The organism is Treponema berlinense (assembly GCF_900167025.1).
In the GTDB taxonomy this organism is placed as follows: domain Bacteria; phylum Spirochaetota; class Spirochaetia; order Treponematales; family Treponemataceae; genus Treponema_D; species Treponema_D berlinense.
On the sequence record NZ_FUXC01000001.1, the window covers coordinates 47,577 to 73,231 of the forward strand.

18 protein-coding genes are annotated in these 25,655 nt (G+C 39.8%); 12 read left to right on the plus strand and 6 right to left on the minus strand.

Features of this window, described 5'->3' with window-relative positions; translation table 11 throughout:
• Positions 1-89: 89 nt before the first annotated feature.
• From B5D47_RS11750 to clpB, 11 genes are all read left to right on the plus strand, one after another.
• Positions 90-212 (plus strand): hypothetical protein, encoded by a 123-nt coding sequence (locus B5D47_RS11750; protein ID WP_268811053.1) that lies wholly within the window; start codon positions 90-92, stop codon positions 210-212.
• 177 nt (positions 213-389) lie between these two features.
• Positions 390-1,562, plus strand: a complete 1,173-nt coding sequence (locus B5D47_RS00210) for an ABC transporter substrate-binding protein (RefSeq protein ID WP_078929710.1) — start codon at positions 390-392, stop codon at positions 1,560-1,562.
• A gap of 259 nt (positions 1,563-1,821) precedes the next feature.
• Positions 1,822-2,706 carry a branched-chain amino acid ABC transporter permease gene (locus B5D47_RS00215; RefSeq protein ID WP_078929711.1) on the plus strand — a complete coding sequence of 295 codons (885 nt, stop codon included), beginning with the start codon at positions 1,822-1,824 and terminating at the stop codon, positions 2,704-2,706.
• A gap of 13 nt (positions 2,707-2,719) precedes the next feature.
• Entirely contained in the window at positions 2,720-3,850 is a 1,131-nt protein-coding gene (locus tag B5D47_RS00220) for a branched-chain amino acid ABC transporter permease (protein ID WP_078930127.1), read from the plus strand.
• Complete coding sequence (locus tag B5D47_RS00225) at positions 3,850-4,698, plus strand: ABC transporter ATP-binding protein (protein ID WP_078929712.1); 849 nt, start codon at positions 3,850-3,852, stop codon at positions 4,696-4,698. Before B5D47_RS00220 ends, B5D47_RS00225 begins: the two co-directional genes overlap by 1 nt.
• Positions 4,691-5,401 carry an ABC transporter ATP-binding protein gene (locus B5D47_RS00230; protein WP_078929713.1) on the plus strand — a complete coding sequence of 237 codons (711 nt, stop codon included), beginning with the start codon at positions 4,691-4,693 and terminating at the stop codon, positions 5,399-5,401. The genes B5D47_RS00225 and B5D47_RS00230 overlap by 8 nt, the downstream gene beginning before the upstream one ends.
• A complete protein-coding gene (locus B5D47_RS00235) occupies positions 5,402-6,736 on the plus strand; it encodes a flagellar motor switch protein FliG (RefSeq protein WP_078929714.1) in 1,335 nt (444 codons plus the stop codon).
• On the plus strand, positions 6,729-9,779 hold the full coding sequence (locus tag B5D47_RS00240) for an insulinase family protein (RefSeq protein WP_159443453.1): 3,051 nt from the start codon (positions 6,729-6,731) through the stop codon (positions 9,777-9,779). The genes B5D47_RS00235 and B5D47_RS00240 overlap by 8 nt, the downstream gene beginning before the upstream one ends.
• 23 nt (positions 9,780-9,802) lie before the next feature.
• On the plus strand, positions 9,803-10,021 hold the full coding sequence (locus B5D47_RS00245) for a hypothetical protein (protein WP_078929716.1): 219 nt from the start codon (positions 9,803-9,805) through the stop codon (positions 10,019-10,021).
• A gap of 80 nt (positions 10,022-10,101) precedes the next feature.
• On the plus strand, positions 10,102-11,271 hold the full coding sequence (locus tag B5D47_RS00250; RefSeq protein ID WP_078929717.1) for a hypothetical protein: 1,170 nt from the start codon (positions 10,102-10,104) through the stop codon (positions 11,269-11,271).
• 350 nt (positions 11,272-11,621) lie between these two features.
• Entirely contained in the window at positions 11,622-14,210 is a 2,589-nt protein-coding gene (gene clpB / locus B5D47_RS00255) for an ATP-dependent chaperone ClpB (RefSeq protein ID WP_078929718.1), read from the plus strand.
• A 135-nt stretch (positions 14,211-14,345) separates the two neighbouring features.
• Here the strand turns inward: clpB and B5D47_RS00260 are convergent, their stop codons facing one another.
• The 4 genes from B5D47_RS00260 to rlmJ all read right to left on the minus strand — a co-directional run bounded on the left by B5D47_RS00260 (position 14,346) and on the right by rlmJ (position 20,104).
• Positions 14,346-15,986 (minus strand): galactose/methyl galactoside ABC transporter permease MglC, encoded by a 1,641-nt coding sequence (locus tag B5D47_RS00260; protein ID WP_078929719.1) that lies wholly within the window; start codon positions 15,984-15,986, stop codon positions 14,346-14,348.
• A gap of 155 nt (positions 15,987-16,141) precedes the next feature.
• Positions 16,142-17,635: a sugar ABC transporter ATP-binding protein gene (locus B5D47_RS00265; RefSeq protein WP_078929720.1), complete on the minus strand. Its 1,494-nt coding sequence runs from the start codon at positions 17,633-17,635 to the stop codon at positions 16,142-16,144.
• 189 nt (positions 17,636-17,824) lie between these two features.
• Entirely contained in the window at positions 17,825-18,994 is a 1,170-nt protein-coding gene (locus B5D47_RS00270; RefSeq protein ID WP_078930128.1) for a substrate-binding domain-containing protein, read from the minus strand.
• A gap of 246 nt (positions 18,995-19,240) precedes the next feature.
• Positions 19,241-20,104 carry a 23S rRNA (adenine(2030)-N(6))-methyltransferase RlmJ gene (gene rlmJ, locus B5D47_RS00275; protein WP_078929721.1) on the minus strand — a complete coding sequence of 288 codons (864 nt, stop codon included), beginning with the start codon at positions 20,102-20,104 and terminating at the stop codon, positions 19,241-19,243.
• A gap of 288 nt (positions 20,105-20,392) precedes the next feature.
• Between rlmJ and tyrS the strand changes: the two genes are divergently transcribed.
• Positions 20,393-21,637 (plus strand): tyrosine--tRNA ligase, encoded by a 1,245-nt coding sequence (tyrS, locus tag B5D47_RS00280; RefSeq protein WP_078929722.1) that lies wholly within the window; start codon positions 20,393-20,395, stop codon positions 21,635-21,637.
• Positions 21,638-21,770: 133 nt separating this feature from the next.
• On the opposite strand, the gene B5D47_RS00285 is transcribed toward tyrS, so the two are convergent.
• Together B5D47_RS00285 and B5D47_RS00290 are read right to left on the minus strand one after the other, a co-directional pair.
• Entirely contained in the window at positions 21,771-24,335 is a 2,565-nt protein-coding gene (locus B5D47_RS00285) for a penicillin-binding protein 1A (RefSeq protein WP_078929723.1), read from the minus strand.
• A gap of 233 nt (positions 24,336-24,568) precedes the next feature.
• Positions 24,569-25,564, minus strand: a complete 996-nt coding sequence (locus B5D47_RS00290) for a hypothetical protein (protein WP_078929724.1) — start codon at positions 25,562-25,564, stop codon at positions 24,569-24,571.
• Between the last annotated feature and the right edge of the window lie 91 nt (positions 25,565-25,655).

Sequence of the window (25,655 nt, forward strand, 5' to 3'; positions counted from 1 at the left end):
ATTGTGTTTTTTAAGTAATTTTTTAGTCTGCAAAAAATCTTTGTTTTGCAGTTTTGAATTTTTTAATTTTTTTTGATTTGGAGATTATTATGTTATTTGGATTTATATGCGCTGTTTTGATCTTAGTTTCTTCTGTTGTTTTTTCTCTTTTAGCCGTTTTAATTGATAATTTTGGCGACAGATGTATTGAAAAAATTGACGGAAAATTCTAGTTCAAACTTGTGGTTTTATTCTTTATTTGATATATTGAATTAAATATCCGTATTTTAGTTTTTAGACAAAGAGGTCTGTATTTTATAAAAAAATGCAGGCCTTTTTTGTTTTTAAATTGAATCAGGCGGAAATTGATAGTATAATAGAAAAGTCTTTTTTTTATGAGAGGTATTAAAATGAAAAAAAGTGTTCTTGCTGCATTAGCCGGTGTTTTGTCGGCTGCTCTTTTGGTTAGCTGTGGAGAAAAAACTCCTACTGTTAAAATTGGTGTTTTTGAACCGGCTTCTGGCGACAATGGTGCCGGTGGTAAACAGGAGACTCTTGGTATTCAGTATGCAAACAGCATTACTCCGACTGTAAATATTGGCGGAACAGAATACAAAGTTCAGCTTGAGATTGTTGATAACGAATCTTCAAACGATAAGGCTGTTTCTGCCGCTTCTGAACTTATTTCTAAAGGTGTTTCTGTAGTTTTGGGATCTTACGGTTCTGGAGTTTCTATTGCCGCTTCTGACACTTTTGCTTCGGCTGGTGTTCCTGCAATCGGCGTAACCTGTACAAACCCTCAGGTTACAGCTGGAAATGACCATTATTTCCGTATCTGCTTTCTTGATCCGTTCCAGGGCTCTGTTCACGCTTATCTTGCAAAGTCTGTTTTTAATGCTAAAAAAGCCTATGCTCTTGCAAAACTCGGCGATGACTATTCTGTAGGATTGTGCAACTACTTTATCGAAGCTGCAAAAAAACTCGGAATTGAAGTTGTTTACGAAACTTTCCCTGACGGCACAAGCGACTTTGCAGCCTATGTTGCAAATGCAAAAAACTGCGGCGCAGATGTAGTGTTTGCTCCAACTTCTATCGAAGCTGCGGCTCTTATTATTGAGCAGGCAAATACACAGGGACTTTCAATTCCGCTTCTTGCAAGCGATACCTGGGATTCTAACGTTATTTTGGCTTCTGCAAAAGGAACAAATATCGGCATTTACGTAACGACATTCTTTGTTGAAGGTTCTGACGATCCTCAGGTTGTTGATTTTGTAAACGGATTCCGCAACTATATCAATACAAATGCTACTGCAAAAACAAATAACGGCGGTGATGATGAGATTGCCGCAGTTTCTGCAATGGGATTTGACGCTTATTACACAGCTCTTGAAGCAATTAAGAATGCCGGCTCTGTAAAAGCGGACGCTGTAAAAGCTGCTTTGCCAAAAACTTCATATAAGGGTGTTTCTGGAAATATTGCCTTTGATGCAACTGGAGATGCAGTACGCGATGTTGCCTATATTAAAAAGGTAAACACACAGACTGGAAAATGGGATTTTGTTGCTCAGCAGAGCGTAAAATAATTTAATAAAACGAAAAAAACATCTGCAAGAGTTTGTAATAAACTTATAAAAATGCAGATGTTTTTTATGATAAAATATTGGTATGGCTGAAAAATGCTTTTGTAAGTTCAGCCTGGCTGAGGGATGGGAAGGGCGCGTAGCGTTCTAAAAAAATCAATTCGCGTGCGGATTGATTTTTTTAGAATGAAACCCTGGACAGCCCGTTTTCTGTGCTTGCACAGAAACAGCTCCAAAAAATTTAAAAACAATGGAAAAATAAATGGATTTTTTACAGAGTAATTTGCCGTATCTTCTTGCAGGAGTTTCGACTGGCGGTCAATATGCGCTTATTGCCATTGGCTACACGATGGTTTATGGAATTTTGAGGCTGATCAACTTTGCGCACGGAGATGTTTTTATGGCTGCCGGGCTCATAATGATTTACAGCTATTCGATTTTGCCGTTGTGGCTTGCTGTCATTTTTACTGTCGTGCTTACTGTTTTGCTTGGTTTTTCGGTTGAAAGAATTGCATACAAGCCTTTGAGAAATGCGCCTCGTATGTCGATTATGATTTCGGCAATCGGAATGTCTTATCTTTTGCAGAATATTGCCCTTTATATTACTGGCGGTCTTTTGAAAAAGTATCCGACTATTCCGTGGATTTCTGATTCTATTACGATTGCCGGCGCAATTACAAAACGCGTTACGGTTATTACTCCATTTTTGACGATTTTTCTTGTTCTTGCCCTTGTACTTTTGATTAAAAAAACAAAAATTGGAATGGCAATGCGTGCTGTTTCGAGAGATTTTGAAACTGCCCAGCTTATGGGAATTAAAATCGACTCTGTTATAAGTACGACTTTTATAATCGGTTCTTTTTTGGCAGCCGTTGGTTCAATCCTGTTTTTTTCTAATTATCCTGGAGTTACGCCTACTGTCGGCGGTATGCCTGGTTTAAAGGCATTTGTCGCGGCTGTTTTTGGAGGAATTGGTTCTGTTCCTGGAGCCGTAATTGGTGCATTTATAATTGGTATTTGTGAAAATATTATAAAGGGAATTGGCTGGACGACTTTTAGCGACGCTTTTACTTTTGTCCTTTTAATTATTGTCCTTATGTTTATGCCGACCGGCATTTTTGGCGAAAAGAAAACTGATAAAGTTTAGTGCGGGAATGAAAATGCAAAATAAATTGTTAAAATTAAATGATTTAAAAAATAAAAAGGATTTGATTGCCGGTTTTTGTCTGATTGGCATTCTTTTTGTTGTGCTTGCTGTTCTTGAGGCTGTTTTGCCTCGAACTTCAATTTTATTTACTGTGCTTAAAAAAGGCGCAATTTATTCTCTTGTTGCCGTAAGCATGAATCTTCTTAACGGTTTTACAGGACTTTTTAGTCTTGGTCAGGCTGGATTTATGCTTCTTGGAGCGTATACTTATGGAATTTTTACAATTCCTGTTGCTGCAAGGGCTCAGGTTTATCAGTATTTTGACGGCGGTTTGATTCAGTTTACTTTGCCGGTTTTTGTTGCTTTGATTCTGGCTGGAATTGTCGCCGCTCTTTTTGCTTTTTTAATTGGTCTGCCTGTTCTTCACTTAAAATCCGATTATCTTGCTATTGCAACACTTGGTTTTGCCGAAATCGTGAGGGCGCTTTTCCAGTGGGACAAAATTGGCGCGGTTACTAACGGTTCTAACCTTTTGAGAAAATATCCGGTTTTTCAGAGCTGCATATTTTATTTTTTCGTTTCCGGAATTTGTATTGCAATCATAATGCTTTTAATCAATTCAACTTATGGACGCGCTTTTAAGGCTGTTCGAGACGACGAAATTGCGGCCGAAGCGATGGGAATAAATCTTGCACAGACAAAACAGTTGAGTTTTGTGGTAAGTTCATTTTTTGCAGGAATTTCAGGCGCGCTTTTGGCAATGTTTCAGACGACGATTCAGGCAAGTCAGTTTAAATCTGCCATGACTTACGAGATTTTGCTGATTGTCGTTATCGGCGGAATGGGGTCGATTACAGGAAGCTGCATTTCTTCATTCCTGTTTATTGCCTGTTCTGAATGGTGGCTTCGCTTTTTGGATAGAACGGTTACGATTGGTTCGTTTACTGTTCCTCTATTGAGGCCTGGATTTAGAAAAGTAGTATTCTCAATTGCGATTATGGCGATTGTTCTTTTTTATCAAAAAGGAATTATGGGCGAGAATGAATTTAGCATAAGCGGAATCTTAAAATTCCTTAAAAATTTGAAGTCTAAGTTTTTTAACAAAAAAATTGACGGACAAAAAGAAACTGCGGAGGCGAAGTAATGGCTCAGAACGTTTTAAAACTTGAAAACATTACGATGCAGTTTGGCGGTGTTGTTGCCGTAAAATCTCTCAGTCTTGAAGTAAATAAAGGCGAAATCGTTTCTTTGATAGGACCGAATGGTGCTGGAAAAACGACGGCATTCAATGTTATTACGGGTGTTTATTCTCCTACAAACGGAGCGGTTTATTTTAACGGAAAAAAAATCGTTGAAAATCATCCGCGCGGAAAAATGAAAAAACTTTACGCAGGAAGCGAAAAAGGCCAGTATCACGGTCATCTCGAACCGACCCCGGACAAAATTACAAAACTCGGAATTGCGCGCACTTTTCAGAACATTCGCCTTTGGAAAAGCCAGAGCGTTTTTAACAATGTCTTGATTGCAATGCATTTGCGCCGTACTAGCAATATTTTTACGGCGACTTTCCGTCTGAACTTAAAAGAAGAAAAAAAACAGAGGGCAGAAGTTGAGCGTCTTTTGAAAATCCTCGGCTTGTATGAAGTAAAAGACGAAATGTGTACATCTCTTCCTTACGGTTTACAGCGCCGTCTTGAAATTGCGCGTGCTCTTGCAACAAAACCTCAGTTGCTTTTGCTTGACGAGCCTGCCGCTGGAATGAATCCTCAGGAAACGGCCGAACTTACAGAATTTATCCGCAGAATTCGCGACGAATTTAATTTGACTGTTTTTATGATTGAACATCATATGGATCTTGTAATGGATATTTCTGACAGAATCTACGTTTTGAATTTCGGTGCGCTGATTGCAAGCGGAATTCCTGAAGAAATTCAGAATAACCCGGAAGTTATAAGCGCGTATCTTGGAGAATCGGAGGACTCAAATGCTTAGTATAAAGAATTTACATGTTTCTTACGGCGGAATTAAAGCCCTCCGCGGTGTTGATGTTCAGGTTCCTGACGGAAAAATTGTTACACTGATTGGTGCAAACGGTGCCGGAAAGTCAACTTTATTGCGTACAATCAGCGGTCTTGTAAAGGCTGAAAGCGGTTCAGTTGAATTTGGCGGAACTGAACTTACTGGAATGAAAATCGATAAAATCTGTTCGCAGGGAATTGCCCTTAGTCCAGAAGGAAGACATGTTTTTGCAGATTTGACCGTAAAGGAAAATTTAAGCATAGGAGCTTATTTGCGAAAAGATAAGGCCGAAATCGAAAAAGACCTGCAATGGGTTTATTCACTTTTTCCGCGTCTAAAAGAAAGAAACTGGCAGTATGCAGGCACACTTTCTGGCGGAGAGCAGCAGATGCTTGCTGTTGGACGCGCTCTTATGAGCCGGCCTAAACTTTTGATGATGGATGAGCCTTCTTTGGGGCTGGCCCCTCTTATCGTTCAGCAAATTTTTGATATAATAAAAGAAATCAACAAGGCCGGAGTGACGATTCTTCTGATTGAGCAGAACGCGAATATGGCTCTAAAAATTGCAGACAAGGCTTATGTTCTTGAAACTGGTTCAATTGTTTTAGAGGGCAGCGGTGAAGAACTTTTACAGAATGAATCTGTTCGGGAGGCCTATCTCGGAAAAAAGAAATAAATGAAACTTTCAGATTTTGAACTTAACGCTTATTTAAAAAATTCTGCCGGAAATTCCGGTTCTGAAAAATCAGTTGCGGATATGGTGCTTTCAGACCGCTTAAAAGACGAAAAAAAAACGGTAAAGCCTTTTAATCCAAGACGAATATATTCAAATCCTGTAGTTCAAAAATCTGAAAACGATAAAGCCGGTAAACCTTTTTCTGGTGAAAATTTTTCGACGTCTGGATTTCAAAAATCTTTTGGACCAGATTCCGGAAAAAGTTCAGTTTCGGATTTTGCTTCGGAAAATGCGATTAAAAACGGCGGACTTTTAAAAGTTCCTGTTCAACCGCCTTCTCCAGTCGGAAAAGACAATGTTTACAGGCGGGTTGCAAAGTTTTTAATGCTTATTGGAATTGACGAGGCGGCAAAAATCCTTCCGCACCTTTCGTCAGACCAAATTGAAAAAATAATTCCTGAACTTGCGACAATTCGTTCAGTCGAAAAAGACGAAGCTGTTTCAATCCTAAAAGAATTTAAGTCTTTGACGGAACGTGCCCGCGAAGACGGCGGAGTGAACACTGCCAGAAATATTCTTGAAAAAGCATTTGGAGCAAAAAAAGCAGGCGAAGTTTTAGAAAAAGCAGTTCCTTTTAAAAACGGAAAGCCGTTCAATTATCTGAGCGAAGCGGACAGCGAAAAAATTGCCACGCTTTTAAAAGACGAAAGTGCAAATGTTCGTGCCCTTGTCTGTTCTAACCTTCCGCCCAAAAAGGCCGCCCAGTTTATAAATTCACTTCCCGAAAAAGAAAAGACGGAATTGATTTTGCATCTGGCAAAACTTAAGAAAATGAATCCGGATATTGTTGCAAGAATCGACGAGGCGTTGCTCAAAAAAATGAATTCGCTTGTAACCGAAAACTCTGATTCAATTGACGGAAAGAACGTGCTTGCCCAGATTTTAAAACAGATGGACAGCGCAAACGAAGAAAAACTTCTTGATAAAATTTCTTCTTCAGATCCTCTCTTGAGCGAAGAACTGAGGGAAAGGCTTTTTACAATTGATGATATTGTTAATGCTGACGACAAATTTATTCAAAAAAAATTACAGCAGATGCACGATGAAGAGATTGCATTTGTAATTCATTGCAAAAAAGACGATTTTAGAAATAAAATTTTATTCAACGTGTCAGAAAACCGTCGAAAAATGATTCTTGACGAAGAAGAAAGGCGAAGCCCAATGCGAAAAACTGATGTTGAAAAAGCAACTTCTTTGTTTTTTGCTTATATGAGACGCGCCTGGGAAGAAGGAAAATTGATTATAAAAGGAAGGGATGACGAAATTTATGTCTGATATAAAAATTTTTGAAAAGGGAAGTGAATATAACGGTTTTTGTGTTTTAAATGTTTTTGAATTAAAAGATTATCATTCAACGGCAATTTATTTGCGGCACAAAAAAACAGGGCTTGAAGTTTTGCACCTTGTGAACGATGAAACCGAAAATCTTTTTTCTTTTACTTTTCGAACTCCCAATCCTGAAGGAAACGGCGCTGCCCATATAATGGAACATTCCGTTTTGTGCGGGTCTGAGCGTTACCCTCTAAAAGATCCTTTTACGCAGCTTTCAAACCAGAGCGTAAAAACTTATTTGAATGCCGCAACTTATGCAGATAAAACGGTTTATCCTGCGAGTTCGACTGTCGAGGCAGATTATTTTAATTTGATGAGCGTTTATGCAGACGCAGTTTTTTTCCCGAGGCTTTCGCCTGAAATTTTTGCCCAGGAAGCCCATCGTCTGGAAATTGACGGAGACGGAAAAACTTCTATTCAGGGGGTTGTTTACAACGAGATGAAAGGCGTTTATTCGTCTTTTGAATCGGTTGCAATGGACGTTCCTGTAAGAAATCTTTTAAAAAATTCAATTTACGAAGAAGATTCTGGCGGCGATCCTTTAAAGATTCCTTTTTTAACTTACGAAGAATACAGAAATTTTCATAAAAAATGGTACAGGCCAGAAAACTGTTTTGTTTTTTTGTACGGAAATATTCCGACAGAAAAGCAACTGGATTTTTTGCAAAAAAATTTTTTGACCAGGCTTGAAGAAAAAAATCCTGACTTTGAATGGACAGATGACATAAGAAATTCAATTTTAAAAACTCATCTTGAATATGTAACTCCAAAAAAACTTGAAACTGAGCTTTTTGTAAAGACAACCGGACCTTCTGGCGAAGAAAACGAAAAGAAAAGCACGGTTTACGTTACCTGGGATTTGGGAGAATCAAAAGATGCCGAACAAAATATGGAAAAAATATTTTTGACAGGCGTTCTCCTAAATCATGACGGCTCTCCGCTCCAAAAGGCTCTTGTCGAAAGTGAACTTGGCGAAGATACTGCTCCTGGAATGGGTCTTGACGGACTTTTTCATACTCTTTTTACAGTCGGATTGCGCGGTGTTAAGAAAAACAGCGCCGAAAAAGTAAAGGAACTCGTTTTTGCAACCTTGAATAAAATCGTAGAAAATGGAATTGATAAAGACGATATTGATTCAACTTTGATGGGACTTGAGATTTCTCATCGCGAAATTGAACGCAATAACGGACCATTTGCAAAATCTCTGATGATGGCACCGATAAACGCCTGGCTTTACGGAAATAAAATCGAAGACAGTTTTCGCTTGAGAAGTGTTCTTGAAAAAGTAAGGCAGAAAATTCAAAACAAAAAAGGCTATCTTGAAGAGCTGATAGAAAAATTCTTCCTGGAAAACAAAAATTTTGCTGTTTGCGAAATCATTCCTTCAAAAAAATATACGACAGAAAGAACAAGACAGGAAAATGCGCTTGTAAAAGAACTGGTTCAAAAAACTTCGTTGGAAGCCATTAAAAAAGAAAATGCTGAACTTCATGCTTTTCAAAGCAAAAAAGACGATACTTCCTGCCTTCCACACCTTCGTCCATGCGATTTTATTATTAAAGGAAAGAGAATTTCTGACAGTTATTCGCTAAAAATCAAAACGCTCGAAGGAAAAGACAATTCTTCTGTGGACTATTTTGAAAGCGGCGAAAATACCAACGGCGTTACCTATGTTGATGTAGGGTTCCCGGCCGATGTTTTAAGTTCGGACAAGTACAAATATCTTTCTCTTTTTGCAGAAACAGTATGCGACTGCGGCTGGGGAAAACTTGACTGGAGCGAAGCTGCCGCCGAAACAGCCCTTTATACAGGTGGAATTACCTGTTCTGTTTTGACGAGCGAAACTCCGTTCACAAAAAACAATGCCGATTTTAGAAAAAAACACAATTTTACGGCACGCGACTGGGTTGTTTTTAAGCTTAAGGTAATCGATGAAAAACTTAAGGAAGGACTTGGACTTTTTGCGGACAACATAAACAATGTCGATTTTAGCGATTATAAACGCTTAAAGGATATTGCGGTTGAAACGAGAAATGATTTTGATTCAAGCGTTGTGCCTGCCGGTCATCAGTACGCAATGCTCAGAAGCTTGAGAAAAACTTCTAGGGTTTCTGCGGTTGATGAAATTTTAAATGGTTTAACCCAGATTTTTTGCCTGCATGAACTTGCCGAGGCTGACCCGAAAAATAATTCCGCCGTCTTTAATGAAATTTTACGTCAAATCAAAGCTGGCGGCGGTTTTATCCACGTGACTGCCGAACCGGAAACCATTGAAAAAAATAAGGAACTTATTGCCGGTTTTGTAAAATCAATCGGACTGTGCGCCCTAAAATCTCCAAAAGAAAACAGCCTTGAAGAATTTGTAAAATTAACAGAATTAGACGGCAAAAAAAGTCTGGAGAATTCCGGCGATGCCGGCGATGAAAAAATTGTGATTCCGAGCCTTGTTGGTTTTGCCGGAGAAGCGTTTAAAACGATTGCTTACGGTCAAAAAGGAAATGCGATTCTTGAAATCTGCTGTCATTGGCTTTCTAATATTCTTCTTTGGGAAAAAGTCAGGACAATCGGCGGCGCATACGGCGCTTTTTGCGATATTGATTCTACTACTGGAAACGTTTTGTTTGCTTCTTATCGGGATCCGACACCTCAAAAAACAGCAGATGTTTTTGAAAACTGCTTAAAAGAGGCGGCCCTTATGGATTTTAGTCAGGACGAAACAGAAAAAGCCGTAATGGGAACTTATTCGCATTTTGTTGTGCCAAAAACACCTCGCGCACGCGGAAACATTGAGCTTTTGCGGACTTTGTATGCAATTGACGATGATGACCGGGAAAATAAGCTCCTTGAACTTTTGCATTGTACTCCGGAAGAATTAAAAAAAGGTTTTAATGAGCTTCTAGAGTTTTCAAAAAAAATAAAATATCGTGTTATAATCGGACCTGAGAATGATGATTTGAGTGGCGAAAAGATATTTTTACCATTATAATAGTAATATACGGGAGATTTATTATGAATCATAAATATGAAACTTGTATAAAAATGTTAAGACAGCTCGTATCAGATATTCAGGGAGCACCGTATCCAAGTGAGAATTTTGAGCCTGAATTATATAAAATCTGGTATGAACATGTTCAAAATGCTGCCGTAAATTGTTTTGAATATCTCGATGATAATTTTCCTCAGGAAAAGGAAGATTTTGATAAGACTTTGAATAAAATCTTTAAATAAATCTAAATCAATAATCCGTTTTTGCCGAAATTTAATCTATATAGAAGAGAAAAATTTCTTTTTTGGCAAAGGTGGGTGCAATGGCGGCATCGAAAAAGTACAATCGTTTTGATAATTATTTACTGAAAGGAAAACTGCGCCGTAAAGGTTTTGAGTGGTGGCGTTATATTTTTACAGGAATCAACAGGGCAACAGGAGAACAAAAGACCTTTTTTGTTGAATTGTATTATATAAATCCGTTGATTTCGCCCAAAAAAGCGATAATAGCACAAAAATCCCAGTTAAAAATTTCTGATTCTGATTTGCAGTACGCGCTTGCAGGGACTTTGGCCGCAAGCAAATCTAACGAAGAAGAAAATTTTATTCCAAGTTATGCTCTTTTAAAAACTGGATTTTATGGAGAAAACGGCAGACAGTTCAACTGTTTTTATCCAGCGGAAAAACTTAGTTATATAAAAGCTGATCAGTCTTTTAAACTGGAAAATTGTATTTTTGGAAAAGACTTGATTTCCGGCAATATCGAAGTTACGGAAGAAAATTTGTCCGAAAAACCTGAACTTTTGTGTTCGATTGGAACGATGAAATGGAACTTGCACTTTGAAAAAACTATTGAATCGGCTCCTTTGTATAAAAATAAAAACGATTTATGGATTCCGCTTGGCGCAAAAACAGTCTTTGCAGGAATTGTTGAATTAAACGGAACTGAATACACAGTCGTTCCTAGAAGTTCTGCCGGTTATATTTCTAAATCCTGGGGCGAAAAGCCGATTGAAAATTATTTCCATCTTTCATCGACAAATTTTACGAGTTCAATTTCTGGAAAAAATTTAGGAAAATCCTGCTTTTGTATTGAAGGCGAATTTGAAAAAAAACTGAACGCCTTTGTCGAACTCGAAGGAAGAAAAATTTCTCTGGATGGAAAAGGAATTTTTAACAAATACTCTGAAATTCATTCCTGCTCGCAAATGCCAGTAGATGCCGACGGCGAAAAATTGCACTGGAGCGTAAGCGTTCACTGGAAAAAATATGTAATCGATGTTGATGTTTACTGCAGGACTTCGCAAATGCTCATAAAAAATTATGAACTTTTGGAAGGCGGAAGGAATTTAATCGAAATTTGCAGTGGTGGAACAGGCTTTGGAGAAATAAAGATTTTTAAAAAAATCAGAAAGAATCTTGAGCTTTTGGAGCACGCAACTATATTCGATGTAATCTGCGACTTTGGTTCGGTTGACTCAGCGGAATGCTAAAAGCGCACGACCGGGCTTGTAGCCAGGATGCTTGCATGCTGTCGCATGCTGCGGCTTTTGCTTAGCGCAAAACCAGTTTATTTACGTGTGCGCTAAAGCGCACGACCGGGCATAATAGCCCGGAAAGGAGCCCCGGAGTTGCCGGAACGGCAATGAGCGCATAGCGAAGGGCGGATAGCCGGAAATTCTGGAATATGTTTTTTATGAACAAAAAATGATTTTTTTTTGCAGCAATTGTGCTGCTTTTTTTTTGCCTTTTTTTTATTTTATGAGTATTTTGAAATTATAAGAACAAAAAATTCTCTTAGAAAATTTTTAGAGATGTAAATAAAAAATTTTGGAGGCGAAAAATGAATTTTGATCAGTTTACGTTAAAAGCACAGGACGCTCTCCAGGAAGCCAGTGCTCTTGCTCAGCAAAATGACCATGCGGAAATCGGGCTTGAACATCTTTTAATTGCACTTCTTGAACAGAAAGATGGGCTTGTTAAACCTATTGTCGAAAGAATCGGGGTTAGTGCCGGAGATTTGGACAGTGCGGCAAAAAATCTTTTGGCTTCGTATCCGAAGGTTACTGGAAATGTTCAGATTGGTCTTTCTTCTGCGGCTCAGAAAGTGCTTGCAAAGGCTGAAAAGGAAATGAATTCTCTTAAGGATCAGTATCTTTCGGTTGAGCATATTTTGCTTGCGATGAGCGAAAGCGAAGACCGGACTGGGGAACTTTTGCGGAAATACGGAGTTACCCGGGAAGCAATTCTTGAAAGTTTAAAGGCGGTTCGTGGAAATCAGACTGTTGACAGCCAGGACCCGGAAAGCAAGATGCAGTCGCTTGAAAAATACTGCACGGATTTGACGGCTCGTGCCAGACAGGACAAAATTGATCCGGTTATTGGACGAGATGAGGAAATTCGCCGTGTAATGCAGGTTTTGATACGCCGGACTAAGAATAATCCTGTTTTGATTGGTGAACCTGGTGTCGGAAAAACTGCAATTGTCGAAGGTCTTGCGCGCCGTATTGCTAGTGGCGATGTTCCTGAAAGTTTGAAAAATAAACGGCTTTTGAGCCTTGATATGGGAAGCCTTGTTGCCGGAGCAAAATTCCGCGGCGAGTTTGAAGAAAGGCTTAAGGCTGTAATTACTGAAGTTTCAAAGAGCGAAGGTCAGATAATTATGTTTATCGATGAACTTCACACTATTGTCGGTGCCGGCGCGAGCGAAGGAAGCATGGACGCTTCTAATCTTCTTAAACCGGCTCTTGCCCGCGGAGAACTTCATGTAATCGGTGCTACTACTTTGAACGAGTATCGCAAGTACATTGAAAAAGATAGCGCGCTTGAAAGAAGGTTTCAGCAGGTTTACTGCGCTGAGCCGACTGTTGAAGATACGATTGCGATTTTGCGTGGTTTGAGGGATAAGTATGAAATTCATCATGGTGTTAAAATCAACGATGAAGCTCTTGTTGCCGCTGCAGAACTTTCCAACCGTTATATAACAAACAGATTTTTGCCAGACAAGGCAATCGACCTTGTTGACGAGGCTGCAAGCCGTTTAAAAATGGAAATCGAAAGCGAGCCGACGGCCCTTGATCAGCTTGAACGAAAAATTTTGCAGTTGCAGATTGAAAAACAGTCGCTTTCCAAGGAAGATGACAAGGCGAGTCTTGAACGTCTTGAAAAACTTGAAAAGGAACTTGCGGACGTTACGAACAAACGCGATTCAATGAAACTGGAATGGCAGAACGAAAAAGCCCAGATTGATAAATCGCGCAACCTTAAGGAAAAACTGGAGAATGCCCGGTTTGAAGAGGAAAAGTTTACACGCGAAGGAAATCTTGCAAAGGCTGCTGAATACAAATATTCGATAATTCCTGATTTGCAAAAACAGCTGGCAGAAAGTCAGGCCGCGGACGAAAAAAGAGTGAATTCTGCTGATGAGTCGCTTTTGCGGCAGGAAGTTACTGAAGAAGATATTGCCTCAGTTGTAAGCGTTTGGACAGGAATTCCTGTAAGCAAGATGATGACGAGCGAAAAACAAAAATATGTTCAGCTCGAAAGTGTTTTGCACAAGCGCGTTATTGGTCAGAACGAAGCTGTAAAAGTTGTAAGCGATGCAATCAGACGAAACAAGGCTGGTCTTAACGATCCAAACAGACCTCTCGGCAGTTTTATGTTTATTGGTCCGACTGGTGTAGGTAAGACTGAACTTGCAAAAACTTTGGCTGATTTTTTGTTCAACGATGAAAAAGCCCTTACTCGAATCGATATGTCCGAATATATGGAAAAATTCAGTGTGAGCCGTCTTATCGGTGCACCTCCAGGATATGTAGGTTACGATGAAGGCGGACAGTTGACAGAAGCAGTGCGCCGCCGGCCATACAGCGTAATTTTGTTCGATGAAGTCGAAAAAGCTCATCCAGATGTTTTTAACGTTCTTCTTCAGGTTCTTGATGATGGACGGCTTACAGATGGACAGGGACGCGTAGTAGATTTTAAAAACACGATAATCATTATGACCTCAAACCTCGGAAGCAATTTGATTCTTGAGGCTGGAGAAAATAATGAAACTGACAGTTCAAAACTTAAAGGCGAAATTGATTCACTGTTAAAATCAACCTTTAGACCAGAATTTTTGAACCGTATTGATGAAATCGTAATGTTCAACCGTCTTGACAGAAGTTGTATCGGCGGAATCGTAAAAATTCAGCTTGAAAGGGTTACAAAACGCCTTGAAGACAGAAGAATTGCGATTAAGTTTGATGATTCTGCTGTGAACTTTATTGCAGAGAAAGGTTATGATCCAGCCTTCGGTGCCCGCCCGATAAAAAGAGCCGTGCAGACCTGGGTTGAAAACCCTCTTTCAAAAGAGCTTCTCGAAGGAAAGTTTGGCGAAGGCAGCGTGATAAATGTTTCTTCTGACGGAAAAGAGCTTATTTTTAAGTAAGTTTGAACCTTAGAAAATTCAAAAAAGCAGTTTTTCAGAAGAAAATTTAAAAACGAAAAAAGCGGTCTGATAGAAATATCAAACCGCTTTTTTTAGTTTTATTTATAAAAGTTTACAAAATTTCGTTAGTTTCGATTACTTTCTCTTCAGGTATTTGATTGAATCAAGTGCGACCGCTGCGATGATAATCAGTCCTTTAAATACAAACTGGAGGTTTGTGTCGATATGAAGGAAGGTAAGGCAGTAGGTAAGGCTTGTAAAGATTACAACACCGATTGCGGCTCCTCCGATTTTTCCTATACCGCCGTTAAACGAAATTCCACCGACTACGCAGGCTGCAATCGCATCCATTTCGTAGCCCTGTCCAGTTCCTGCGCTTGCGTTTGCACGGAATGCTTCCAAAAATGCTCCGCAACCGTAGAAAATTCCTGCCATAATGAATACGCCCATCGTAACCCAGAAAACCGAAATTCCAGAAACGCTTGCGGCTTCCGAGTTTCCGCCTACTGCGTACATGTTTTTTCCAAAAGTTGTTTTGTTCCAGATAAACCATGCTACTATAATTGCAATTATTGCAGGAATAATCAGTTTAGGGAATGTAACAAGTTCACCGTTTATAATTCCTAAAACCCAGCGGCCACCGATTAAATCTTTTACAGAAGAGTCGATTGAACCGACAGGAGTTCCAGTTGTTCCAAAGAACAAAAGTCCGTAAATTATAAGCTGAGAGGCTAGAGTAGAAATAAACGGATGAATTTTTAATTTTGCCGTAAACACGCCTGCAAATGCACAGAATGCCGTACAAAGCAGAATAGAAAGCAACAAAGCAAAAATAAGGCGAACTCCCATTGGAAGCGCTGTAAAATTCCATGGTCCCATGTTAAAGAATTTAACAATGTTTGTTCCAGGATGCAGAATAAGTCCAGTCACAACAGAACCCATTGCAACCATTCGTCCGACGCTCAAGTCTGTTCCAGCAAGCAAAATCAAACCGGCAACTCCGAGAGCGTAGAACATTCTTGTCGAAGACTGCTCAAGAATCGTAAAGATATTTGGCAAAGTCAAAAGGTTTCCAGCTCCGATTGCAGGGGCGATTATAATGCAGACAACAAAGAAAATTGCAATTGCAATGTAAAGTCCGTTGTCCAAAAAGAATTTTGAAAGTTTAAAACTGTTTTTGTAGTTAATAAAGCCGAGCTGAGCATCTTCAATAAAATTCGATTTTTCGTTGCGCAGTCCACGGTTAATTGTAACGTGATCTGTAAAAGCCTGTTTTTTTGCATCGCGGCAACGTTCAATTATCGTCTGGCTTTTGTTTTTTTCATCAAAAAGCGAAGTTTTGAGTTCGTAGCGTGCGGTTTCCTTTTCTGACGGCGACTTTGCGTTTTCAATTCGGGCATTTCCTTCCGCCTTTATTTTTCGAATTTCCTGAGCAAAACTTGCTTTTTCAGTTTTTATTTTTTCGTTTTCGGTTGCATTTACGGTTTTTATGTAGTCTTTTGCAGCCAAATTCGCATAGGCAACCGCTTCTTTTGTAAGAATTTTGTCCTGTGCTTCGTTTTTCTTTGCGAGAGATTTAGCCTCTTCAAGCTGTTTTTTGTAGTCAGCCAAAATTTGAGGTTTTTTGTCGTATTCAATCATCGGATTTTTTTTGACTTTTGCAATGGCCTGCTTTATTTCTGTAATTTTATTTACACCGTCTGAGCGCAAGCCGTGGAGTTTTTCCTGGTATTCTTTAATTTTTGGATTTTCTTGAAGTGTAACAAATTCTGCCATAATTTTCTCCCTTAAAAATCTTTTAGTCGGGCGTTCCCCTCGCTTTCGTTCGGGTCGCTATGTTCGGAGTTCCGCTTTCGCTCCATTGCTTCGTTTCGCTATTCTCCACTTCGCAATAAGCCTGCGGCTTACTCCTGCCAGCGCTAACGCTTTGTTTATAGGTATTTATCCGAAAGCCTTAAAAGTGCTTCCTGATCTGTTTCATTTGTGTTTACGATTCCTGCAAGCCTGTGGTTTGACATTACAGCAATTCTGTTTGTAATTCCTAAAATCTCAGGCATTTCGCTGGAAACTACAATAATTGTCTTTCCTTCTTTTGCCATCTGGATTATCAACTGGTAAATTTCGTATTTTGCTCCAACGTCAATACCTCGAGTTGGCTCGTCAAGCAGAAGAATATCTGGTTCCCGTTCAAGCCATTTTCCGATGATTACCTTTTGCTGGTTTCCACCGGAAAGAGAAGTAATGAGTTCGTCTGCTGAAACGCATTTTGTGTGCATTTTTTTTATTTCGCGGTTTGCGGCATCGCGCATCTTTCTTGACGACAGAATCCCGAATTTTTTGTACTGCTCAAGGTTTGTTATGCAGGTGTTAAATTCGATTGTGTCTTTTCCGAACATTCCGTTGAGTTTTCGTTCTTCTGTAACCATTGCAAAATTGTAGGCCATTGCGTCTTTTGGGCTCGAAAAACGGACAGAGCGGCCGTTCAGAATGATTTCTCCTTTTGAAATTGTCCTTACGCCAAAGATTGATTCCAAAAGTTCGCTTCTTCCTGCGCCGACAAGTCCGTAAAGACCAAAAATCTCGCCTTTTTTTACTGTAAACGAAATATCTTCGAGTTGCGGTGAATATTTTGTCGAAAGATTCTTAATTTCCAGATAATCTTCTCCCGGAGTATTGTCAACGTCCGGAAAACGTTTGTCCAGCGAACGGCCGACCATTGCAGAAATCAGTTCGTCCATCTTTGCGTCGAGCGTTGTTTTTTGATAAACCATATTTCCGTCGCGCAAGACTGAAACTTCATCACAAATCTGGAAAATTTCGTCCATTTTGTGCGAAATATAAACAAAAGAAACGCCTTTTGCCCTTAAGTCGCGAACGATTGCAAATAATTTATTTATTTCTGGTTCTGTCAGCGAGGATGTAGGTTCGTCAAGAACTATGATTTTTGCATTGTAAGACACAGCTTTTGCAATTTCTACCATCTGCCGCTGAGAAACAGACATTGTTCTCATAATTACATTCGGGTTTACGTTCATTTTTAATGAACTGAAAAGACGGCTTGACTCCCGGAACATCCGTTTTTCATCTACTACGCCGAATTTTTTTGGATACCTTCCTAAAAAGAGATTGTCCATTACAGTCCTGTCAAGACACTGATTTAATTCCTGATGAACCATCGAAACTCCATTTTCGAGAGCTTCTTTTGGACTTTTAAAATCAATAGGTTTTCCGTCTAAAAAAAACTGACCTTCGTCCTGTTCGTATATGCCAAAAAGGCATTTCATCATTGTAGATTTTCCAGCGCCATTTTCGCCCATAAGACCTAAAACAGAGCCTTTTTTGAGCGTAATGTTGATTCCGCTAAGAACCTTATTTTTTCCAAATGATTTTGAAAGATTTTTAATTTCAAGCAGATTATCATTCATTTAGATGTCTCCCTAAAAAGGAATTTGAAAAACTGCTCGTAAAAAACGAGACTTAAAAAAGAAACTGTCCGTTTTTGTTTTATATGCGGCTCTTGAACTTTGCCAAAACGTAAAATTGATTTTTGGCAGATTCAAACGCCGCGTTTTATATAGAACTTTTTGGACAGTTTCCTGGCAAACTTTTACTAATTAGTATTTAAGTTTATCCGTATAGTCGCGTCCTGAGTTTGTTTTTACCATGTTGATTGCATAAGCATCAAAACTGTTGAGGTTTGTAAACTTATCAAGACAAGAAGCTTCGTTCTGACCGTCGCCCTGAACTACTGTAAGGTCAAGGTTCAAAAGTGGGGCATAGTAGTTTAATGCAGGAAGGTAAGAAGAAGACAGGAAGTTGTCTGCCGCATTATAGATTGTAAGGAGGACCTTTTTCTTTGCAGCATTTGTCTGTTTAATTCCCTTGTCTCTGTTTCCTGCTGTGTACTGTTTCCAGTTGTCAGAATTAACACCTGCGTTCAAAGCAAGTACAGCCTTTGTTTCTGGAACATAAGTGATTTCTGCTGAAATTTTATTTCCGTTGCTGTCTGCTTCAAAAATACCTTTCTTGTAAACATCTTCGCCTTCAAGACCGTCGAGAAGGTTTCTGATAACCTGCAATGTTGCTGTAGCCTGTGCATCTACGTTCTGAGAAACAGTTCCTGTAAGTTTTCCAGAACCGATTGCTTCGATTGCGTCTGCGTTTGCATCGTATCCGAAAATTGGAACTCCTGCAGGGTAGTTAGAAGCCTGGAGACAGCCCATTGCCATTCCATCGTTGTTTGAAACAACCATATCAAGCTGTGTGCCGTATTTTGTCGCCCATCCGCCCATTGCATCTGTAGCGGCATTTGCATTCCAGGTTGAACCGTCAGTTCCAGTCATAGCTTTTCCTTCAAGTTCTACTACTTTGAGTGTTTTTCCGCCAATTTTTACAGAACCGATTTTTGAATCTGTCGGATCTGTTGTTCCGTTCCATGTTCCAAGAGCCTTTCGGATTCCTTCAGTTCTTGCTTTAGAATCGTTGTGTCCTACGTCACCTACGCAAAGAACGTATCCGATTGTTCCGTCTCCATTGCGGTCAATTTTAGAAGCGTCCTGTTTTGCAAGCCAGTCTGTGATAAGTTTTCCCTGAACTGCACCGCCGCCTGCTGCGTCGAATCCAACATAATAAGTTTTGCTGTTCCAGTTCATAGTATCTTTTTCAATCTGGCCTGTTGTCGGGTCCGATGGCTGTCTGTTAAAGAATACAAGCGGTTTGTCTTTGTTTAATACTACAGAAGAATTTCCGCTCTTCTGGCAGCCCATAAATCCTGCGGCAGTCATCACGAGTGCCGAAACTGTTACTAATGCTTTTTTCACAAAAAACCTCCTTTTTGTAACTTGCAGTGTAAAAATTTTAAAGCCTCTAAAAAATTACAAATGTCGATTTTTTAGAACTGCTTCGTACATATTCAGTCTAAAGCCGAATTTTAGTGCCGTCAAACAATTCTTTTTTAATCCAGGAAAAGTTGGCATATTCAGGAAAATTTATTGAAAAATTACAGCTGAGTTTTTTTGTTTTTGCTAAAACTAGCGAAGAGATTTTTCGATGAGAGGAATTGATTCTGCCATTTTTTCGTTTAGTCCATAAGGCGGATTTACGGCGAGCATTCCGCTTCCGTACATTTTTGCAAGGCCGGTCATTTCTTCTTCTTTTTTGATATTGATTTCGTAAAAGACCGCTTTTTTGTCTTCGGTATTGTTTGTTTTTTCGACGGTGGCGATTACGGTTTGCTTTAGGTATTCAATTTCGTGCTGTCTATGGGAAAGAAGAGGATACCAGATTAAATAAGTTCCTGTTGGCCATTTTTTGTAAGCCGAAACAAACATTTGAGCCGTCTGTTCATAATCATCCGCGTCTTCGTAACTTGGATCGATTATTACGCAGCCCCGCTTAATTTTTGGAGGGACATTTGCATTGAGCATAGTTTTTGCGTCTTTCTGGTTTAAGACGATTGAGGGAGAATTTGTTTTTGCATTTTGCGTTAAAACTGGACTTTTTATGTTAAGTTTTAGTTCTTCAAAAACCTTTGGATGAAGTTCGTTTAAAATCAACTGGTCTTTTTCGCGAAGAAAAGTCCGCGCAATTTCCGGGCTTCCGGGATAAAGTCCTTTTTTTACGTACAGTTCGAGGATTGAAAGAAAATCTTTTCCAAAAATTTTTTCTAAATCGGAATACGGCGCCCTCAAAAGTTTTTGAATTCCACACTGGGCTTCGCCGGTTTTTAAAAGGCGTTCGTCGGTCAATGCGTATTTTCCTGAGCCAGAGTGTGTGTCAATTACGCAGAATGGTTTTTCTTTTTTGAGAAGATGCTGGAGCGTAAAGGCAAAAACTGCGTGTTTTAAAATATCGCCGTAATTTCCGGCATGAAAAGCGTGGATGTAACTTAGCATGACAGAATATTATCTCAAAAAACGCTCTGATTGAATAGAGATAAATTTTTTATTAAAATGAAAGAATGAAAAAAAGAGATTTAAATCCTCTTAGCTTGCAGGATTTTTTCAGGAAAATTTATAATTTTAAAGATTGAATTTATTTTTTCGATTGATTTAACGCGGCAGGGGCTGGAGTGGCGGCAAAGCCGTTCCAAAATTTATTTTGGAATAAAACCACGCAAGACCCGGTTTTTGCGAATGCAAAAAGCCGCCCGATAAAATTTTCTGAAATTTGGGAGATATAAGATGAATAAAGCACTTGAAACCTTAAAAGAACGTGGTTTTTTTGCTCAGTGTACGGACGAGCAGGGACTTTCTGATTTGATGGATAAAGGACCGGTTACTTTTTATGTTGGTTGTGATCCGACCGGACCTTCTTTGCATATTGGACATATGGTTCCTTTTTTTGCATTGAGACATTTGCGCGCTGCCGGACATAACGGAATTGCTCTTATTGGCGGCGGAACTGCAAGAATTGGTGATCCATCCGGCAAAACAGAAATGCGTAAGATGATTTCTTATGAGCAGATTGATTCGAATGTTGAGCACATTAAGGCTCAGCTCGACAGATTTATCGGTTTTGATGGAAAAACTGCCCTCAGCGAAAATAACAAAAACTGGCTTGCTGACTTGAACTACATTGATTTTTTGCGCGATATTGGTTCTTGTTTTTCTGTAAATAAAATGCTTACTTTTGAAGCTTATAAGCAGCGTCTTGAGCGCGGACTTTCTTTTATTGAATTTAACTACCAGCTTTTGCAGGCTTACGACTTTTACTGTTTGCATCAGCGGCACAATGTTGTTTTGCAGATTGGCGGCGATGATCAGTGGGGAAATATTACTGCCGGGGTTGATTTGATTCGCCGTAAACTTGGTGGAACTACAGAACTCAATGCCCAGCATCAGGCTTATGGACTTACATTCCCGTTGATTACCCGTTCTGACGGCAAAAAAATGGGCAAGACAGAAAAAGGCGCAATCTTCCTTGATCCTGCCCTTACTCCTGTTTTTGACTTTTTCCAGTATTGGCGCAATGTTGCTGATCCGGATGTTGAAAAATTCTTTAAATTGTTTACATTCCTCCCGCTTGATGAAATTTCCAGTATCTGTTCGGGCAATATCAACGAGGCTAAGGAGCGTCTTGCCTACGAAGTTACTTCTCTTATTCACGGAAAAGAGGAGGCGGACAAGGCTCTTGCAGGCGCAAAGGCTGCTTTTAGCGGAGAAGGCGACAAGTCGCATATGCCGACAGCTGAACTTTTGAAGGCGGATTTGGAAAATGGCCTTGGACTTCTAAATCTTTTTACTACGACAAAGCTTACCGCATCTAATGGAGATGCACGCCGTCTTGTTCAGCAGAATGGAGCCGTTGTTAACGGAAACGTAATTTCTGACGTAAAATACACTGTAACTTCAAAAGATTTGGATTCTGACGGAGAGCTTGTGCTTCGCGCAGGAAAGAAAAAGTTCTGCCGCGTTGTATTTAAATAGAATTTTTTAACAGAACTTTTTGAAATAGCTTGAATAAAAAAAATCCGGTTTTAGGACATTTTGTCTAAGACCGGATTTTTTTTTGTTTTTTGTTTAATGCGCTTTTTTGCGCGGAAACTTTTTGTAGTTTTTTTTAGTCCATGAGATAGTTGTAATTTGGAGCCGCTCCATTTTCGTCAAGTTCCTGACTGTCTGTTGGACTGAGTTTTGTGTCAAATACGCCAAAATCTCCACTTTGAAGCGGCTTGTCGAGGTTGAATGAAAGAGTAGAATTGTCGCGAATTATGAGTTCGCTTGCAAAGCCTGCCTTGTAAAGTTCTTTTTCCAGACGGTAAATTCCGATTGTTCGGCTTGAATTTGCCGTTGAGTGAACCGAGCAGACTTGTGTTGGCTGCGTTCCTTCAAGATACCAGGCTGTAACTTTATGGTTGCCGCATTCCGGAGTGAGAATTCCGCCGCTTACAGAGCAGACTGTCGCTTCGATTACGCCGGTTGCCGGTTTTGAAAATTCTTTCATAGGAAGACCGTTGTGGACTTTTTTCATATAATCGGCCCAGGGGTAGCCAGAAAGTGTTGAGCCTGTGAGCTGAAGTCCGAGTGATTGGCCTGGTTTGTCGAATCCAAACCAGAAAACAGAAGTGTAATATGGCGTAAAGCCGACCGCCCAGGCATCTGCCCAGTTTTGGGTTGTACCTGTTTTTCCTGCGGCAGGAATTTTGTATAGGCGTCCGTTTGAATCTCTGTAGCGGAGTTTGTTTCCGTTTGAAGAAGGACCTGCAAGACTTCCAGAACGTACTGTGTTCTGCAGCAATTCTGTCATGACAAAAGCTGTCTGCGGCGAAATTACCTGTGCAGCCGCTCCCTTTGCCTGCAATGCGGTGCGGACTTCTTTTTCTGGATTTAAGATAACGTTTCCATTTTTGTCTTCTACTGAACGTATTGCAATTGGAGTTACTTCTTTTCCGCCGTTTGCAAATACAGAATATGCTCTGGCAAGTTCTATCGGTCGTACAGAGCAAACTCCAAGTCCAATCGGATAACCAGGAACAAAACCTCGGTATGGAACTTCTTCTTTAGGAATTCCCAAAAGCGCGATTGAACGGTTGATTCCGGCTTCAAAACCGATTCCGTCAAGAACTTTGAGCGAAGGAATGTTCATAGAGTGGGCGAGCGCATACCAAAGTTCAACATCGCCCTTCCATTCGCCACGGAAGTTTTGAGGAATATATGGTTTTCCGTCAGCCGTGTGGAATACGACCGGCGTGTCTGAAATTATCGAAGTAGGAGTAAAATTTCTGCTGTCGATTGCGGCAGAATAATAAAGAGGCTTAAAGGCAGATCCCGGCTGAAGTTTTGCCTGCACTGCGCGTATAAACTGGTTTTCGCTGTCGAATTTGCTTCCTCCGACAAGTGACGTAATGTATCCTGTGTCGTTTTCGAGGGCAATCATCGTGCCTTCGATTGTAGTTTTGCTTACCTTGACTTTTGCCTGCTGATTAGCCTTGTTTACGATTCCAAGTTTTAGAGAATCAACTCCAAACATGAGCGACATGACGTCCATAACAGGGTTTATCTGGCTTGTATAAGTTGCCTTTGAAATGGCTTCGTTGCGCTGTTCGCTTACTTTTAAGCTGTTTAGGTTAAAGGTAAGGGCGAGCAGTTCTGTCATCGGTGTATAAACAGAAAAAGCCTGGTTTGTCAGTTCTCCAGTTGAGCGCTGGTAAGTGCGGTTTGCGTAGCGGATATATCTGTCCATTACATCCTGCGCAACTGCCTGATTTTTTAGGTTGAGGGTCGTGTTTACTGTAAATCCTGAAGAATAAATGTCTTCAGTTCCGTAGATTAGGTTTCCAAGTTCACGCCTTACATATTCCGAAAACCATGGAGCGTTGTCGTCGTGGTTGAATACAGCCGCCGTTGCAGTTCTTGTGTAGTCAAAATCTGCCCAATAGTCGTCAAAACTTTCATCTGCCTGTTCTTTTGAAATATATCCTGCGCTGACCATTGTATTCAAAACATCTTTCTGACGGTCCATTGCGCGGTTTGGGTATTCAAACGGATTGTAAAAGGCCGGGTTTGAAAGTTGAATTACGAGAATGGCTGCCTCCGCCGGAGTAATTTCTGTTGCATCGTGACCAAAATAGTATTTTGACGCAGCGCTTACGCCATAAGTTCCGCCGCCAAAATAAATTTTATTCAGATAGAGTTCTAGAATCTCGTCTTTTGTGTAGCGTCTTTCCATTTGAATTGCCCACCACAATTCCTTTAATTTTCGGCGTATAGACATGTCCGTTCTGTCGCAAAAAAGAGTTCCTGCAATCTGCTGTGTTAAAGTTGAACCGCCTCCAAGCGACATTCCAGTGAGTTTTCCGAAAACTGCGCGAAAGAGAGCTTTTACTGAATATCCGTGGTGGCTGTAAAAAAGCCTGTCTTCGCGTGTTATAAGGGCATCGAGCATACACTGCGGCAAATCCCTTATGCTGATTATTTCGCGTTTTTCTTCCGAAGCGAGTTCTGTTATAAGTTCACCATTTATGTCTAAAAGTTTTGTCGGAAGCGAAGTTGAAAATTCCGTGAACTGTTCATTATCTTTTATAAATTTTGTATTGCTCAGTGCAAGTCCAAGACCTGCTCCAAAAAAAATGGCGCAGAAAAAAAGGCCGAAGACAAACACGTATGTTGACTTTTTAATTTTCATATTCTTATAGAATAAGAAATTACGGCTCTTTAGTCAATGTAATGGGTTTGTTCGCTTTGAATTTATAAAAAAAGACCGGCTTTAGATAGCCGGTCCATGCCCATCAGGCAGTCGGGCTCAATGGGTGGGAGGGGATAATTGACGCCCGACAATATATATATCGTCATTTTATTTAAAATTCTTTAACTGTTTTTTATTTTTTGTGAGGAAAATAAGAAAATCTAAAAACAATTTTATTCTTCTTCGGTTACAGAAGCGTCAATGTTCAAGTTTACAGAGTATGAGCGGCCGTTTATTGCGTCAAAGGTTTTTGTAATTTCGTAGTCGCCGATTGTAAATTTTACAGTGTGCGGTCCTTGTGTAATTACAAAAGGCTCTTTTGGAGAATCGAGCTCTTCGCCATCAAAGTAAATAGAAGCGTTTTCCGGCGAGAGAATTTTTACTTCAGGCTCAATTCCACGAAGAGCGACCTTTAGAGAAGTGAGTTTTGCCTGTTCTACAATAAAAGTGCGGATTTCGTTTCTGAAAGTTTCTCCAGTTACGAAAAGGTGATGCTCGCCTTCTTTTAAGAGCATTTTTTGTGGAATTGACGGAATAAAATTGTCGTCAATATAGATGCTGAAGTTTTCGTTTTTTTCTTCCTGTTTTGAAACCTCAAGACTGAAATATCCTTCGTTGCTCAAAACAGGTCTTGCCGTAACCTGAATACGTGCATTTTCGAGTTCTTCGGGAGCGCCCTTCATTGCAAGCATGTAGCGCAGGAAAATTATTCCGTTTTTTGCAGAAATTTTTTCTTCAAGAATTTTTGCATAAGGATTATTCTTGATGTTGAATTTTTCGTTTAGCGGAATGTAAATCGTGTTGACGATTTTTCCAGGAATTGTCGATATGCTTGTTCTTGTTCCCGCATAATCGATGAGCTTTTCTGTTGGGAACGGAGAAATTCCGTCATAAAAGCTATATGCAACGCTGTCCCGCCATGTTGTCATTATTTGCGGAACTTTCATTGTAAGTTCAAGTCCTGTGACAAATGTTTTGTCTTCTGGAAGTTTTATTGCAAGCGCGTCAAAAATTCCAAGATTGGCAGAAACTTCGCTGTAATTCTGCGGAATTGAGATTACATGTGTTTTTGCAACGCGAAAATTTTCCGCATAAAGCGCAAAAAAATTCACCGTAATCAGCAACAGAGAAAATAGAATTTTTTTGCATGGCTTTTTGCAGTTTTTCATAAATCTTTCCAAAAATAAAAAATAACATTTATTTTATAACTATAAATATTTTACAGTATACAATTTTTTATGTATATAAAACATAATGCAA

What these genes read in the sequence shown, in the direction of transcription:
- B5D47_RS11750 (WP_268811053.1), top strand. Translation starts at nt 90, where the DNA reads ATGTTATTTGGATTTATATGCGCTGTTTTGATCTTAGTTTCTTCTGTT.
- tyrS (WP_078929722.1), top strand. Translation starts at nt 20,393, where the DNA reads ATGAATAAAGCACTTGAAACCTTAAAAGAACGTGGTTTTTTTGCTCAG.
- B5D47_RS00290 (WP_078929724.1), bottom strand. Translation starts at nt 25,564, where the DNA reads ATGAAAAACTGCAAAAAGCCATGCAAAAAAATTCTATTTTCTCTGTTG.
- B5D47_RS00285 (WP_078929723.1), bottom strand. Translation starts at nt 24,335, where the DNA reads ATGAAAATTAAAAAGTCAACATACGTGTTTGTCTTCGGCCTTTTTTTC.
- B5D47_RS00245 (WP_078929716.1), top strand. Translation starts at nt 9,803, where the DNA reads ATGAATCATAAATATGAAACTTGTATAAAAATGTTAAGACAGCTCGTA.
- B5D47_RS00240 (WP_159443453.1), top strand. Translation starts at nt 6,729, where the DNA reads ATGTCTGATATAAAAATTTTTGAAAAGGGAAGTGAATATAACGGTTTT.
- B5D47_RS00220 (WP_078930127.1), top strand. Translation starts at nt 2,720, where the DNA reads ATGCAAAATAAATTGTTAAAATTAAATGATTTAAAAAATAAAAAGGAT.
- B5D47_RS00225 (WP_078929712.1), top strand. Translation starts at nt 3,850, where the DNA reads ATGGCTCAGAACGTTTTAAAACTTGAAAACATTACGATGCAGTTTGGC.
- B5D47_RS00270 (WP_078930128.1), bottom strand. Translation starts at nt 18,994, where the DNA reads ATGACTGCCGCAGGATTTATGGGCTGCCAGAAGAGCGGAAATTCTTCT.
- B5D47_RS00230 (WP_078929713.1), top strand. Translation starts at nt 4,691, where the DNA reads ATGCTTAGTATAAAGAATTTACATGTTTCTTACGGCGGAATTAAAGCC.
- B5D47_RS00215 (WP_078929711.1), top strand. Translation starts at nt 1,822, where the DNA reads ATGGATTTTTTACAGAGTAATTTGCCGTATCTTCTTGCAGGAGTTTCG.
- B5D47_RS00260 (WP_078929719.1), bottom strand. Translation starts at nt 15,986, where the DNA reads ATGGCAGAATTTGTTACACTTCAAGAAAATCCAAAAATTAAAGAATAC.
- B5D47_RS00265 (WP_078929720.1), bottom strand. Translation starts at nt 17,635, where the DNA reads ATGAATGATAATCTGCTTGAAATTAAAAATCTTTCAAAATCATTTGGA.
- B5D47_RS00210 (WP_078929710.1), top strand. Translation starts at nt 390, where the DNA reads ATGAAAAAAAGTGTTCTTGCTGCATTAGCCGGTGTTTTGTCGGCTGCT.
- B5D47_RS00250 (WP_078929717.1), top strand. Translation starts at nt 10,102, where the DNA reads ATGGCGGCATCGAAAAAGTACAATCGTTTTGATAATTATTTACTGAAA.
- rlmJ (WP_078929721.1), bottom strand. Translation starts at nt 20,104, where the DNA reads ATGCTAAGTTACATCCACGCTTTTCATGCCGGAAATTACGGCGATATT.
- clpB (WP_078929718.1), top strand. Translation starts at nt 11,622, where the DNA reads ATGAATTTTGATCAGTTTACGTTAAAAGCACAGGACGCTCTCCAGGAA.
- B5D47_RS00235 (WP_078929714.1), top strand. Translation starts at nt 5,402, where the DNA reads ATGAAACTTTCAGATTTTGAACTTAACGCTTATTTAAAAAATTCTGCC.